A 15,958-nucleotide genomic window follows, 5' to 3' on the forward strand; every position below is an offset into this window, starting at 1 on the left:
ACCTATAACTTATGGATTAAAAGAAAGGAACAACAACCCGACTCCCTTAAATTAAACAAATAAATATTCAAACTAAAAAACTAATTATGAAAAAAATGTACTTAAAGTGTTTAGGTACGCTGTTGTTATCTATCATAACAATAGCTGCATTTGCACAGAGAACTGTAACTGGAACAGTTAAAGACTCGAGAGGAGGTTCAATACCTGGCGTAAGTGTTGTAGAGAAAGGCACTCAAAATGGAACCTCTACCAACGCCGAGGGTAAATACACACTTAATGTAAAAGATGGCGCAACGCTAATCTTCAGATCAGTAGGCTTGGCAACGCGTGAACTATCCGCTTCAGCTAACCTAACGGTTGTTATGGAAGATGATTCTAAAGTATTAAACGAAGTAATTGTTACCGGTTTTGGTGTAAAGAAAGATGTAAGAAAGTTAAGTTATTCTGCCACTGCAGTTAGTGGTACAGAATTAGCCGAAGCCAATACCGCAAACGTTATTAATGCGTTACAGGGAAAGGTTGCCGGCGTAATGATAAACCAGGGTGCCAGTGGGCCGCAGTCATCTTCAAGAATCAGAATAAGGGGTAATGCCTCTTTAGGTAATAATACACAGCCGCTGATTGTGTTAGATGGGGTGCTTCTTGAACAAGGTACTTCAGGTGCAGATTCATGGGGAGATAATGCAGATTTTGGAAACATAATGAAGAATTTAAATTCAGATGATTTCGAAAATATTACGGTACTAAAAGGTGCTGCTGCTTCTGCTTTATATGGTTCGAAAGCGCAGAATGGTGTTTTGTTAATTTCAACCAAAAAAGGTAGACAAACCAAAGGCCTTGGTGTTTCTGTAGCACAAACAACATCATTCGATGATGCTTATAAGTTTGTAGACCTGCAAAATCAATATGGCGGTGGTATATCTCCAACTTTTGCAAAAGATGCTAACGGTGTGGATGTTGTAGATCAATCTGCAGGATACTATGTTGGTGGATATTCATTTGGTCCGCGTTTAGATGGTAGAATGGTAAAAGATTTAGATGGCGTGATGCGTCCATGGGTAGCGAACGACCCTTTAGATTTCTTTCAAACGGGAAAATTCATCAATACTAACGTATCTGTTGAAGGTGCATCAGAAAATACAACTTACAGATTATCTTACACCAATTTAAACAACTCCAGCGTTTTACCTGGTAACAGATTAAAAAGAGACGCTTTTGCATTGCGTGCAACGCAAAATATATCGAAAGCAATCTCTATTGATGCGAGTGTTAACTATAGTGTTTCCAATTCACTTAACCCGGCAAGACAAGGAAGTGGTAATAATCCTTTATTTGCTTTTACTTACTACCGTCCGAGAAATGTTGATATTGCCAGCTATGTTAACAACAATATTAACCCGGTTACAGGCGGCTCGTTAAATTCAAGCAACGCTGCTTTGTATGATCCTTACGGAATCGGTGGTGTAGCTTACACGCTTCAAAATGATAACAGAACACAAAAGGAGAATAATTTAATCGCAAATTTAGATTTCAATATTAAACTTACTCCTTGGTTATCTGGTTTATTGAGAACAAACACAAGTTACTACGGTACGCAGTATGAACGCAAAAACAGAGGTTCGGGTATCGCGTTTGCAGGTGGAGATTATGAACTTACACAGTCGGTAAATAAATCATTTAGAATTCAGGGTTTGTTAAACGCCACGAAAACTTTCGGTACCGATTTTGAATTGAATGCATCACTTGGCGCAGAAACATATCAAAAAAACATCAACAATTCTGGCCTTTACAATACCTCGTTCACCAATGGTGGCTTGAAAATACCAGATGTTTATTCAATATCAAATTCACTAAACCCAGCTAATACAAGAGCATTCCCGAATGCAGGTAAACGTACAGATGCAGTTTATTTATACGGTGACTTATCGTGGAGAAACATGCTTACATTTAACTTTAGTGCAAGAAATGACTGGTCTTCTACGCTTACTTACAGAGATGGTTCAGGCGCATATTCTTACTTCTACCCAAGTGTAGGGCTTTCGTTTGTATTTACAGAACTTCCAGCCTTTAAGGATGGTAATTCTATTCTGTCTTTTGGTAAAATTAGAGCTGCGTATTCTTATACAGGTCTTGATGCTGATGCACAGTACACAAACAGCGCTGGCTATTATAACCTGAATGGAAGTTTCAATAATGCCAACAACGGAAATCAATCGGTTTATGGATTTTCTGATGCGATTTTGAAAAATGCTAACTTAAAAAACCAGTTAACAAAAGAATTGGAGATCGGTGCTGATATCCGTTTCTTTAAAAACCGTTTAGCATTTGATATGTCTTACTACAAAAGAAATTCGACAAATCAAATCTTAAGTTTTTCATTACCAGCAGAGTCTGGAGTTAACTCTCAGGCTTTAAATGCTGGAAATATTCAAAATCAAGGTATTGAGATTTTAGTAACAGGCAAGCCAATTGTTTCTAAAGATTTTAACTGGAATGCATCAGTGAACTTCACACGTAACAGAAACAAAATCATTTCACTGGTACCGGGAGTTGATACATACGATTTAGATTTAGCGTTTGGTAACGACATTACTTCAGTTGCTAAAGTGGGTGGCTACTATGGCGAAATTATTACTGGTTCGGCATTTTCTTACTATCAAAAGAAAGATGCAAGCGGTAATCCAGTTGCTAGCCCAAGCAATGGTAAAAAAGTATTGGGTAACACCGGTTATGGTACAACAGGTGGTTACTATACTTTTGTACGTTCGCAAGATTACGACGGAACTAAAAAGGATTTAGGTACAATGATGGAAGATTATTTGGCGAGTACCAGACAGGATTTCTCTTTCAAAAACTTTACTATAGGATTTCAGATTGATGCTAAAATCGGAGGTTTAATGGCTTCAGGAACGCATCAATATGGATCTGCCAATGGCTCTTTCGCAAACTCACTTTTCGGTAGAGATGAGGCATCAGGCGGTATTTCATATACGGATGCAAACGGCGTATTACAACATGATGGTATTATTCCTGATGGCGTGTTAAATGATGGATTAAAAGCTAATGGTGTAGATTTAGGTGGAATGAGTTATGCTGAAGCAGTTAAACAAGGCTTATTAAAACCAATACCTGCCTATGCTTATTATGAAAACCTAAGCCAGTGGTCTAGCGGTATCAGAGAATATTCTGTGTTCGAGAACTCTTGGGTAGCGCTTCGTGAGGTAACTGTTGGTTATTCGGTTCCAAGCAAATATTTGCAAAAAGTTAAATTAAATAGCTTAAGCCTGAATTTAACCGGTAGAAATTTAACATATTTATATAAAACAGCTAAAGATGGCATTAACCCTGAAAGTATTTTCAGTAACAGAGCAGGCGCTTTCGCAGAATACGGAGGTTGGCCACTAGTGAGAAGTTTAGGCTTTAACATCAGGGCATCGTTTTAATTCTTAAATAATACAGATATGAAAATTATAAATAAATCAAAATATTTTTTCTTGATATCTACAGCCCTGTTATTAGGTACAGGCTGTAAGAAGGAAAAATTTGTGGAAGCAAACCTAAATCCTGAAACTTTATACACGATTAAACCAGAAGATCAATTTTTGAAAGCGGCGAGTGGCTCGCAAGATGATTTTGAGTATTTCGCTGATGTTTATCGTGCAGCAAATCTTTGGATGCAGTATAGCACGCTAAATACGGGTAACGGACTAAATTTTAATAACGTTGGTTCTCAATTTAATACCCGCTACAGCAAAATATTTTATGGTCGTTTGGCACCAGCTTTGGTTGATGCAATGAAGAACATAGAATCGATGCCGGATGCAGACAGAAATGCAAGGGTTAAAATGAAAGCGATTTCTCAAGTACTTTTATCGTACTATGCATTTTATGTTAGTGATATAAACGGCAGCATTCCTTATACTCAGGCATTTCAAGCTAGGTATGGTGGAACCATCACGCCGGCTTATGACACTCAGCAAGCAGTTTTTGCAAAAGTTGATGAAGAATTAAAAGCATCGGTTGCAACTTTAAAATCGAATCAGGCGGCAACGCAGATTAGCCTTGGCGGTAACGATCCGTTCTTTAATGGAGATGTGGTTTCATGGACAAAAGCCGCGAATGCTTTACGTCTTAAAATCGCAGCACGTTTGATGAAGGTTGACCCGGCCAAAATGAAAGCAATTGCAACAGAAGTTTTGGCAGATCCGGTACAAATGACTGCACCGAGCGATTCTTGGATGCTTAAAGTTGGACCTACCTTTGCTGATGCATCAGGAAACTACAACCCAGGAAACTTTGCAGCGGGTAAACCGGTGTTAGATTTTATGGTTGCTAAAGGTGACCCAAGATTATCTATATACTACCGTCCCAATCAGGCTGGAAATTATGTAGGAAGTTTTACGAGCCCGGATGCAGCAAAATTACCTGCAAACGCGGCATTGTATTCATCAATTAATAATCTATCGCAATTACAGCACAGATTGTTTACGCCAAACTATAACGAAAATGACGGTTTAGGCGCTGGTACGGGAAAAGGTTTCTTCCCTATCTTAACCTATGCAGAGTATTGCTTCCTTAGAGCAGATTTTGCGGCACGTGGTGTTACTACCGATGTAGCAGAAAACTGGTACAAAAATGGTGTTTACGCATCTGTTCAGTTTTACAGCGATAGAGCTGTTGACGCAAAAATTTCGAACTTCAACGCTGTTGCAACTTCGAGTGTAGATGCCTACTACAATCAGGTTGGGGTGAAATTTGATGCAGCTAAAGCGGCAGAACAAATTGCTTGTCAGGCTTACCTTGATTTTTACAGACAACCGCTTGAAGCATGGGCATGGTGGAAAAGAACTGGTTTCCCAAATACCACTTCGGTGTTAGCTTGGTCTGAACTGAAAGCAAATGGAACAATTTTACCATTAGCTCGCAGGGCAGGTATCGAAATTTTAAGCTCTTCAAACTTAAACTATGCTAACCAACAGGCTGCTATAGCAGAAATGGCTAAAAACCCTGACTTTGGCGCTGGTCCGAACGACGCTTTCGGCCGCGTTTGGTGGGACAAAAAATAATTGCTAATATTAAAACCCCTAATAGTTTATTAGGGGTTTTTTAATATCAACACAATGAAGCTAATAAAGTTATCCATTGCAGTAGTAACTTTCATTGCCATACTTTTTAATGCTGAATTTGCCAGTTCACAGAACTTTGCATCAGTTTCGGGAATTAAATCCATTAATTTAGTTGGGGTAGATGGTAAGGCTGGCAAAATTAGTTTAAGCAAACCGGTAGTACTCATTTTTTTAAGTCCGGAATGCCCTTTATGCAAAAACTACTTACCAGGCCTGGTTAAACTCCAAAACTCGAATAAACAAATTACCTTTTATGGAATCGTTCCGGGTAAAGGTTATTCATTAAAAGAAATTAAGGCGCTTAAAGCTGATTATCAAATTAATTTTGAATTATTAAGCGACCGCGATAAAGAAATATCGAAATATTTAAAAGCGACAACTACACCAGAGGTTTTTCTCATAAATACAACAGGTGCCATCACCTACAAAGGGATGATAGATAACTGGCCTACATCCTTAGGTAAAACACGATTAGTGGTTACCCAAAAGTATTTGGAAGATGCCATATCCGATTTGTTAAAAGGAAAAATTAGTTATAAAGAAACAACCCCTATCGGATGTTTAATAAATGATATATAATGAATAAATTATTTTATTATATTTTTAAAGGCATTGTAGCCATGTTCATTGTATGTGTTTGCGTAGCCAAAGCAAACGCACAAAAGGTTACTTATTATAAAGACGTTGCCCGTATTATTCAAAATAAATGTCAGCCATGCCACCGGCCGGGTGAGGCGGCGCCATTTTCGTTGTTAACTTACGAGGATGTTGCAAAACGAGGCAGCTTTGTAAAAAAGGTAACTCAGTCGGGCTACATGCCACCATGGAAACCAGATAATCACTACAGAGACTTTAAAAACGACCGCTCTTTAACGGCCGGAGAAAAGCAGCTAATTGCGAAATGGGTTGATGATAAAATGCCAATTGGAAATCCAAATCAATTTCAACAAAAAGATGCTAAAACTTATATTGAAGGAACCCAATACACCCGTACTCCAGACCTCACTTTAAAAACTGCATCTGCTTTTAAGGTTTTGGGCGATAACAAGGAGCGATTTATTGTATTCAAAATTCCTTTCGATATTGGTTCAGAGCGCAACGTGGAAGCCATAGAATTCATTTCATCAAATAAAAAGGTAGTTCATCATGCCAACTTCGCGATTCATCCTGTACCAGATGATATCGATATAAAACAGGGAGCCGATTTTTTGAACCTTACTGAAGACGACAGAACCAAGTACGCACAGTATTTTCCATTTAAAAAAACAATGACTTACTATGGAGGCTGGATTCCAGGAACGTCTTACGAATCGTATCCTAATAATTTTGGATGGATTATGCCCAAACGCGGGGTAATATTGTTAACTGTTCACTTTGCGCCAACATCAAAAGAAGAGAGCAATGTTTCAGGAATAAACTTTTTTTTCAAAAAGGAACCTATAGAAAGGAAGGTACAAGTTATCAGTCTGGGCTCTGCCGGCGTCGGCGAAAAATCAATTGACCCATATTTTTTTATCCCTGCAGATTCAATAAGAAAATTTGAGCTGAAGATTACAACACCGCAAGACCAATCTTTGCTTTACATTTGGCCGCACATGCATTACCTGGGCAAGGTTTTTAAGGCTTATGCGGTAACTCCTGCCCGTGATACGGTAAAATTGGTCTCTATCCCATCCTGGGATTTCAGATGGCAGGAAATTTATCAGTTCAAAAAGCTTATTAAAATACCAAAGGGCTCTGTATTAACCATTGAGGGTACCTATGATAACTCGAAAGATAATCCAGATAACCCGAGCAGCCCGCCACGAAACGTTTATTCAGCAAATGATATGAAATCGACAGATGAAATGATGACATTATTGCTGGTGTTTCTGCCGTATCGAGAACATGACGAAGAAATTATTTTAAAATAGCGCACAGCTAAATCGAAGACTAACCTTATCGCCCGAAACATTTTTTGATGCATTCTTTCTGATTGCTGATGAAAATTTATTGCCAGAGAAAACATCCCAGCAAATTAAAACATTATGAAAATTAAATTATTTGTTCCAGCCCTGTTTTCTGTTTTAATATTTACCGTGGGTTTGGTTAAGGCACAAAACACACTATTTACGTTGATGCCTTCTAAAGAAACGAATATCAGTTTTGTAAATAAGGTAATAGAAACGGATTCATTGCATATCATGAATTACGAATATCTTTATAATGGATCAGGGGTGGGTATAGCAGACTTTAATGGCGATGGACTGTCTGATATATTCTTTTCATCAAACTCAGGCGACAATAAGTTGTACCTGAACAAAGGCAATTTTAAGTTCGATGACATTACGAATAAGGCTGGCGTAAAGGGGAATGGCACCTGGGCAACGGGTGTTAGTGTGGTAGACATTAATGGCGACGGTTTGCCTGATATTTATGTGTGCCATTCGGGCAAGTTCCCTGATGATAAGCTTAAAAATGAGCTCTTTATTAACCTGGGTTTAAAAGCCGGGCAGCCTGTTTTTAAAGAAATGGCGACAGCTTATGGCCTTGATGCCGTTGGAACTCAATCTACCCAGGCGGCGTTTTTTGATTACGATAATGATGGCGATTTGGACATGTTTCTGCTCAACCACTCAAATCAAACCTATAAACCCTTCTTAAATACCAGAAAAACACGGGCAACCCCAAATATGAAATTTGGAAACCGCCTGTTCAGAAATGATTCCAAAGATGGTAAGCCTGCTTTTGTAGACGTTACATTAAGTTCGGGAATTATAAATAATGCCTTAAATTTTGGATTAAGCGTTACCGTGAGCGATATAAATAATGATGGCTGGCCTGATGTTTATACATCCAGTGATTATACCGAACAAGATTGCTTGTACATAAACAATAAAAACGGCACTTTTTCCGAGCGCATCCGGCATTCATTAAAGCATATATCCAAGTATTCGATGGGCGCTGATATAGCCGATTATAACAATGATTCGAGGCCCGATATTGTTACCTTGGATATGTTGCCGGAAGATAATCGCCGGCAAAAACTACTCAAAGGCGCTGATGAATACGACCAGTATCATTTATTGTTAGATAGCGGTTACTATAAACAGCAAATGCGAAATATGCTGCATTTGAATGAAGGTACCGCAGAGGATGGGTATTTGCGCTTTAGTGAAATCGGGCAGCTGGCGGGTGTTTCCAATACCGATTGGAGCTGGGCACCACTTTTTGCCGATTTTGACAATGATGGTTGGAAAGATTTATTTATATCCAATGGCTATCTGAGGGATTTTACAGATATGGATTTTCTAAAATATACGGTTTCAAATGCGCAGAAGGAGTCGCTAAAGCAGGGAAATTTGAAATTTCAAACTTTCGATTTAGTAAAAAAAATGCCTTCCAATCAAATTTCTAACTATATTTTTTCCAATAACCGAAACTTAACGTTTACCAATAAAACAATAGATTGGGGTATTTCCGCACCTTCTGTATCTAATGGTTCTGCCTACGCAGATTTGGATAATGATGGAGATTTGGATTTAATAATTTGTACCATTAACGCTCCTGTAATGGTGTATAAAAATAATGCGGAACAATCAAAATCCAACTATTTAAAAATCAAATTAGTGGGTTCTGGCTTAAATACGGAAGCTTTGGGTGCCAAAATTTATATAAAGTCGGCAGAGAACTCGCAATACCAGGAAAAATATGTCGTACGTGGTTACCAATCAAGCGTAGATCCAATAAACTGCTTCGGGTTGGGAAGCCAAAATAAGGCAGATCGCGTTAGAGTTGTTTGGCCAGATGGTAAGGAAAGTTTGCTGCAAAATGTAAAATCCAATCAAATGCTCACCATCAGATACGAGGAAGCCAAAATCATAAAAAACGATGTTATTGCGAAAAAGCCTGTTTTTACTGATGTAACACTGCAATCTCATTTACAATACAAGCATGTAGAAAATGAATTTATCGATTTTAAAGGAGAAACCCTGTTGCCTTATGAGTTGTCGAAATTTGGCCCGGCTATGGCTAAAGCAGACGTGAATAAGGACGGACTTGAAGATGTTTTTATTGGCGGTGCAATCGGCCAACCGGGAAAGTTATTTATAGCCCAGAAAGATGGAAGTTTCAATGTTGCTGATTCCAAATGTTGGGAAGAAGATGCACAAAGCGAAGATGTAAACGCCGTTTTTTTCGATGCGAATGGCGATGGGTCAGTTGATTTATGGGTTGTAAGTGGTGGCAATGAATATGACGACGGTGCGCCCGAATATCAGGACCGCCTATATTTCAACGATGGTAAAGGCAATTTTAGCAAAGCCAAAGGCGCTTTACCTAAAATGTTAAGTAGTAAGCAGGCAATTTCTACCGGCGATTTTGATAACGACGGAAAAATAGATGTTTTTGTTGGTGGTATGAGTAAACCGGGTTCGTTTCCCTTATGCAGCAAAAGTTTCTTGCTTAAAAATGAAACCGCAAACGGTATAGTCAAATTTACAGATATAACCAAAGAACTTGCACCAGAATTGGAGTATCCCGGGATGGTGGTTACAGCACTATGGCAAGACTTGAATAAAGATGGTTACCCCGAACTTTTGATAGGAGGCGATTGGATGCCGTTGATGATATTTAAAAATAGTAAGGGCAGCTTAAAACAAGATGAAGATGCTGGGTTAAAAAATACCGAAGGGATGTGGAGCAAGATTTCTGCCATGGACGTAAATGGCGATGGTAAGATGGACTTTGTGGTAGGAAACTGCGGCATAAATAATCAATACAAAACAACGCAAGAACAACCAATGACGATTTTTGCTGACGATTTTAATAAAGACGGCGTTTTAGACCCCATCATGTGCTATTATATACAGGGCAAAAACTACCCTATGGCTTCGAGAGACGAACTACTCGACCAGATGGTTCAATTCAAAAAGAAATTCTTAAATTATCGGTCTTACGCTGAGGTTTCTATAGATCAGCTGTTCACTCCTGAGCAAATAGATAAAAGTCAAAAATTTTATTGCAAACAGCTTCAATCACTTATACTGATTAATGACGGTAATGGAAAATTCTCTGTAAAACCCTTATCTGTTGAAGCTCAATTTTCGAGAGTTTGGGGAATTGTGATCGATGATTTTGATAAAGACGGCATAAAAGATATCCTGTTGAGCGGGAATTTTTATCCTTACAGGGTTCAGCTCGGGCAGGCTGATGCAAGTTTGGGTTTGCTTTTAACTGGCGATGGAAAAGGGAACTTCAAAGCTGTCTCTCCCTATGAATCGGGGCTGTATATTGATGGCGATGTTCGCAATATGCTCGAAATTAATGGCCCTTCAAAGCGAATCATTGTAGTCAAAAACAACGATGAAGCACAAGTAATTAAAGTTAATAACTAATAAACTGAATCATGAAAACCTGTTTAACCCTTTTGTTTTTTTGTATTCACATAACTGTAAATGCCCAATGGCAAAGTAGTGAAAGCGACCCAACACCTTTGCACAGGTCGCAAAAAGCGCTGTCTGATGTTATTGTAAATGATATATTTTCACCTCCCGTTGCGAGCCGGATTTTTGCGTACGCAAACATAGCCGCCTACGAGGTGCAAGCTAAAAAAGATAAGCAGTTATTGTCTTTAACCGGCCAGTTAAACGGTTTTAGCGGTATACCGAATCTCAGTCCCAAGCAAATAAGCTATTCATTATCATCAACTTATGCTTATTGGCAGGTTGCTAAAAGGCTTGTTTTTTCAGATGCGGTAGCGCTCGATAGCCTAAACAGCATATTAAAATGGTATAAAACGAAAGGTTATCCGGACGATGTTGTAGAAAATTCTATGGCATATGGAAAAACAGTTGCTGATTCTATTTTATTCTGGGTTGATAAGGATAATTATAAGGAAACCCGAAAATCAAGACGCTACAGCATTGTAAAAAAGGAAGGTAACTGGGCGCCAACGCCTCCGGGCTATATGCCTGCCGTTGAACCTTACTGGAATAAGATCAGGCCACTGTTTTTAAAAACAGCTGATCAGTTTAAACCTGCCGCTCCACCAGTTTACAGCAAAGATAAAGACAGTCCGTTTTATGCAAACGCTAACGAGGTATACCTCACGGTTAAGAATTTAAATAGTCAGAATCTAAGTATTGCCAAATTTTGGGACTGTAACCCGTTTTTTTTAAATGTAAACGGGCACATGAATTATGCAACGAAAAAGATATCGCCAGGGGCACATTGGATATCCATTGCCGGCATTGCCTGCAGAACGAAAAAACTAAGCTATGCGCAAAGCAGCTACACTTATACTGCTACATGCATTTCGCTTTTCGATGCCTTTATCAGCTGTTGGGATGAAAAATACAGGCGTAATTACATCAGGCCTGAAACTTTTATAAATGCCAATATTGATGAAAGCTGGCAGCCTATTCTACAAACACCACCTTTTCCCGAATATCCAAGCGGACATAGTGTTGCATCTACAGCGGCGGCGGTGGTTTTAACCAAAATTTTTGGCGATAATTTTAACTTTGATGACAATACCGAAATCGACTATGGCCTGCCCGTAAGAAAGTTTACTTCGTTTAATGATGCTGCAAATGAAGCGGCTATAAGCAGGCTGTACGGCGGCATTCATTATAGGCCTGCAATAGAAAACGGGCAAGTGCAGGGTAGGGCTATAGCCGCTTACCAGCTGCAAAATGTAAAAATGAAAAAAAATAATTCAAAAATGTAATGAAGGTAAAATACATTTTATTAACAAGTTTAATTGCAATAGCTAAGCTTGCAAGCGCCCAGCAAAACGACATTATGCCGCAATCTTCACATTACGAAGCGCCGGCTGATCCATTAGTAAAAAAGAAATTAGATAACTGGCAGGATAAAAAGTTTGGAATGATTATCCATTGGGGATTGTATGCAGTTCCAGGTATTATAGAATCATGGTCTATTTGTTCTGAAGATTGGATTGAGCGAGACTCGACTATATCATATGATGACTACAAGAAATGGTACTGGGATTTTAGCAAAAAGTTTAATCCTACAAAGTTCGACCCAACCCAGTGGGCAAAAGCAGGAAAGGATGCAGGCATGAAATACCTCGTATTTACAACCAAGCACCACGACGGTTTTGCCATGTTTGATACAAAACAATCTGATTTTAGTATAGCTAAAGGCCCATTTGCCAACAACCCTAAAGCTGATGTTGCTAAATATGTTTTCGACGCTTTTAGAAAGGAAGGTTTTATGATTGGTGCTTACTTCTCTAAACCCGACTGGCATTCTCAATATTATTGGTGGCAGAAATACGCTACGGCGGACAGAAACAACAATTACGACATAAGAAAATATCCGTGGAGATGGAATAAATTTAAGGATTTCACCTACAACCAAATCGGCGAGCTGATGCACAATTATGGTAACGTAGATATCTTGTGGCTTGATGGTGGCTGGGTTCGTCCCCTCGAATCCGTTAATGCAGAAGTTTTGTCCTGGGGAGCAAATATCCCGAAATGGAGTCAGGACATTGATATGCCAAAAATTGCAGACATGGCACGAAAAGCGCAGCCTGGTTTAATTATGGTGGATAGGACCGTCCACGGGCTCTATGAGAATTACCAAACTCCTGAACAAAAGATTCCCGAAAAACAGTTAGACTATCCTTGGGAAAGTTGCATGACGTTGGGTGGGGCATGGGGATTTGTGCCAAACGACAACTACAAATCTGCTTCGGAGGTTATTAATAAGTTGGTGGAAATTGTAGCAAAAGGTGGCAGCTTGCTGCTAGGCGTCGGGCCAAAACCTGACGGAACTTTTCCTGCTGAGGTGACAAAAAAACTAGAAGATATTGGAAAGTGGACCTCCATCAATGGTAAGGCCATTTACAATACAAGGGCTGCAAAAAACTACCACAGCGGGCAAACCTGGTTTACACAGGCTAAGGATGGTAAAAAACTTTTTGCAATCTATTGCTTAACAGCTGATGAGAAGTTGCCAGCTAAAATTAACTGGAGCGGGAATGTACCAAAGAAAGGATCGGATGTTAAACTAATTTCGACGGGTAAAAACGTAAAATGGAAGGAAGCGAACGGAACTGTTAGTTTAGAGATTCCAAAAAATATAAATTCAAATTCTGCTCTGGCTTTTGAGTTTAGTCCTCAAAACTAATATTAAAATTATAAAATGAAATCCCAAACTGTCATCATCCTGCTTATTTTAATTACTTTAAATTGTAGCCTATTTGCCCAGCAAAACAAAATCAATACGCAGGCAAACTATAAAAATCCAAAAATAAGTATAGATGAACGGGTAAAGGATCTTTTATCGAGGATGACGCCTCAGGAAAAATTCTGGCAGCTATTTATGGTTCCGGGCGATGTTAACGGAATAAAAAATGGCATCTATAAAAACGGAATTTTTGGACTTCAAATTAGTGCACAGTCGGGCGGTGGCGGCGAAGCCCAGCAAATGTTGAGTTACAATACAACTGAAAATGCCTTTACGCTCGCGAAAAAAGTAAATCAGCTTCAGCGTTATTTTGTAAAAGAGACAAGGCTTGGCATTCCAATGCTCGTTTTCGACGAGGCTTTACATGGTTTAGTACGACAAGGCGCAACAGCTTTTCCTCAGTCGATTGGTCTTGCAGCCACCTTTGACACCTTAATGATAGGCCAAATAGGCAAATCCATCGCCAAGGAAGCGAAATTAAGGGGTATTCGAGATGTGTTAGCGCCTGTTATCAACATTGCCGATGATGTGCGTTGGGGGAGAACGGAAGAAACTTATGGCGAAGATCCATATTTAACAAAGGTACTCGGACACGCTTTTATGAATGCAATAGAAAGGGAAAACGTGGTCGTAACGCCGAAGCATTTCATTGCTAATGTTGGAGATGGTGGACGGGACAGTTACCCAATAGAAAAGAATGAAAGATTTTTAGAGGAAATTCATTTCCCGGCATTCAAGGATGCGGTTGAAACTGTAAACATTCGTTCGGTGATGACTTCTTACAACAGCGTTGATGGAACGCCAGCAACATCAAATTACTGGCTTTTAACGGATGTTTTAAAAAAGCAATGGGGTTTCAAGGGTTTTGTAATTTCGGATGCCGGCGCAGTAGGAGGGGCGAATGTGCTCCACAACACTGCAGCTAATTATGAAGAAGCAACGGTACAAGCGTTTAACGGTGGCCTCGATGTTATTTTTCAGGTCGAGTATGACCATTACAAGCTTTTCATCCCACCCTTTCTAAATGGTAGCATCCCTCAGGAAAGAATAGACGATGCCGTTTCAAGAGTATTACGTGCAAAATTCGAGTTAGGCCTTTTTGAAAATCCTTACGTTTCTGAAAGCGATGCCAAGGCTTCGCTTACTGATTTTTCTAATAAAAAACTGGTTAAACAAGCGGCTTTGGAATCTTTTGTTTTGCTAAAAAACAACAAACAGGTTTTGCCTTTAAAGCAACAATCAAACATTTTGGTATTGGGTGAAGATGCAACTGAAGCTCGTTTGGGTGGATATAGTGGCACAGGAAAAGGTAAAATCAGTATTTTGGATGGTATCAAAAGTTACGCAAAAAATGTGGTCGTTAATTATACGCAGGGAAGTTTTCGCAGCATTCAAGATTATGTGGTAATAGATTCCGCTTTTTTGACTTCAGGCGGGAAGAAGGGTTTATCGGCTGAATATTTTAATTCTACAGATTTATCGGGAGCGCCCGTGTTTAAAAGAATTGATAAACGAGTGGATTTTATGTGGACGCTCTATGCGCCTGATGAGCATTTGAGTAGCGACAATTATTCTGTTCGATGGCAGGGTGACTTAAAGGTCCTCAAATCAGGAACCTATAAAATCGGTTTGGAAGGAAACGATGGTTACCGCTTATTTATCAATGGCAATTTGCTTATAGACCAGTGGGATAAGCGTTCTTACCACACCAGGTTGGCAGATTTTACATTCGAGGGGAACAAATCTTATCCGGTTAAAATTGAATTTAGGGAACCTAAAGGAAATGCGCACATTAAGTTGGTTTGGAACTATGAGGTTGAAGATAAAACATTTTCTGAGCTTGAAAAAGCGAAAAATCTGGCTAAAGATGCCGACATAGTTGTAATTGCAGCTGGTATAAAAGAAGGTGAGTTTCTCGATAGGGCAATGCTGAATTTACCCGGAAACCAGGAGAAACTGATCAAGGAAATGGCAAAAACAGGCAAGCCGGTAGTTGTTTTACTGGTTGGTGGGAGCGCGATAAACATGCAGAACTGGATTGACGATGTACCGGCGATTTTAAATGTCTGGTACCCCGGTGAGGCTGGTGGAACTGCCGTTGCTGAAACCTTATTTGGCAATTCCAATCCATCTGGAAAGCTTCCCATAACTTACCCTGTACATGAAGCACAATTGCCGCTGGTATATAACCATAAACCAACTGGCCGTGGCGATGATTACAATAATTTAAGTGGTGAAGCACTGTTTCCGTTTGGCTACGGTTTAAGTTATACTCAGTTTAAGTATAGCGAATTGACGATTGAGAAAAATAGAATTAAGGCTGGCGACAAGGTGTCTGTAAAGTTCAAACTTAAAAACACAGGCAATTATGACGGCACTGAAGTGGTTCAGCTATACCTCCGGGATATTTTGTCGAGCGTTGCACAACCCGTTTTGGCGCTTAAAAATTTTAAAAGAGTTTACCTTAAAGCCGGAGAGGAGCAGGAAGTTATACTCGAGCTAGGCCCTGAGGCATTTCAGATACTCAATAAGCAATTGAAATGGGAAATTGAACCTGGCGACTTCAGAATAATGATCGGTTCATCTAGCAAGGATTTACAGTTGAAAGCTAATCTGACGGTCGAAAAATAAAA

At 39.4% G+C, this 15,958-nt stretch carries 8 protein-coding genes; all 8 read left to right on the forward strand.

Annotation, left to right across the window (positions count from 1 at the left end; all coding sequences use genetic code 11):
* Nucleotides 1-86 precede the first annotated feature (86 nt).
* The 8 genes from ASG14_RS05825 to ASG14_RS05860 all read left to right on the forward strand — a co-directional run bounded on the left by ASG14_RS05825 (nt 87) and on the right by ASG14_RS05860 (nt 15,956).
* Entirely contained in the window at nt 87-3,443 is a 3,357-nt protein-coding gene (locus ASG14_RS05825; RefSeq protein ID WP_200940316.1) for a SusC/RagA family TonB-linked outer membrane protein, read from the forward strand.
* Nucleotides 3,444-3,461: 18 nt separating this feature from the next.
* The gene (locus ASG14_RS05830; RefSeq protein WP_056870044.1) at nt 3,462-5,066 is read left to right on the forward strand and encodes a SusD/RagB family nutrient-binding outer membrane lipoprotein; all 1,605 of its coding nucleotides are present in this window, start codon (nt 3,462-3,464) and stop codon (nt 5,064-5,066) included.
* 54 nt (nt 5,067-5,120) lie between these two features.
* Complete coding sequence (locus tag ASG14_RS05835; RefSeq protein ID WP_056870045.1) at nt 5,121-5,705, forward strand: redoxin domain-containing protein; 585 nt, start codon at nt 5,121-5,123, stop codon at nt 5,703-5,705.
* Nucleotides 5,705-7,039, forward strand: coding sequence for a calcium-binding protein (locus tag ASG14_RS05840; protein WP_056870046.1), 1,335 nt, complete (start codon nt 5,705-5,707; stop codon nt 7,037-7,039). The genes ASG14_RS05835 and ASG14_RS05840 overlap by 1 nt, the downstream gene beginning before the upstream one ends.
* Nucleotides 7,040-7,153: 114 nt before the next feature.
* A complete protein-coding gene (locus ASG14_RS05845; protein WP_082491368.1) occupies nt 7,154-10,501 on the forward strand; it encodes a VCBS repeat-containing protein in 3,348 nt (1,115 codons plus the stop codon).
* A gap of 11 nt (nt 10,502-10,512) precedes the next feature.
* Nucleotides 10,513-11,835, forward strand: a complete 1,323-nt coding sequence (locus ASG14_RS05850) for a vanadium-dependent haloperoxidase (protein WP_056870047.1) — start codon at nt 10,513-10,515, stop codon at nt 11,833-11,835.
* Nucleotides 11,835-13,265, forward strand: coding sequence for an alpha-L-fucosidase (locus ASG14_RS05855; protein WP_056870048.1), 1,431 nt, complete (start codon nt 11,835-11,837; stop codon nt 13,263-13,265). Before ASG14_RS05850 ends, ASG14_RS05855 begins: the two co-directional genes overlap by 1 nt.
* Nucleotides 13,266-13,280: 15 nt before the next feature.
* The gene (locus ASG14_RS05860; RefSeq protein ID WP_056870049.1) at nt 13,281-15,956 is read left to right on the forward strand and encodes a glycoside hydrolase family 3 N-terminal domain-containing protein; all 2,676 of its coding nucleotides are present in this window, start codon (nt 13,281-13,283) and stop codon (nt 15,954-15,956) included.
* Nucleotides 15,957-15,958 lie beyond the last annotated feature (2 nt).

This window comes from Pedobacter sp. Leaf194 (assembly GCF_001423945.1).
In the GTDB taxonomy this organism is placed as follows: Bacteria; Bacteroidota; Bacteroidia; order Sphingobacteriales; family Sphingobacteriaceae; genus Pedobacter.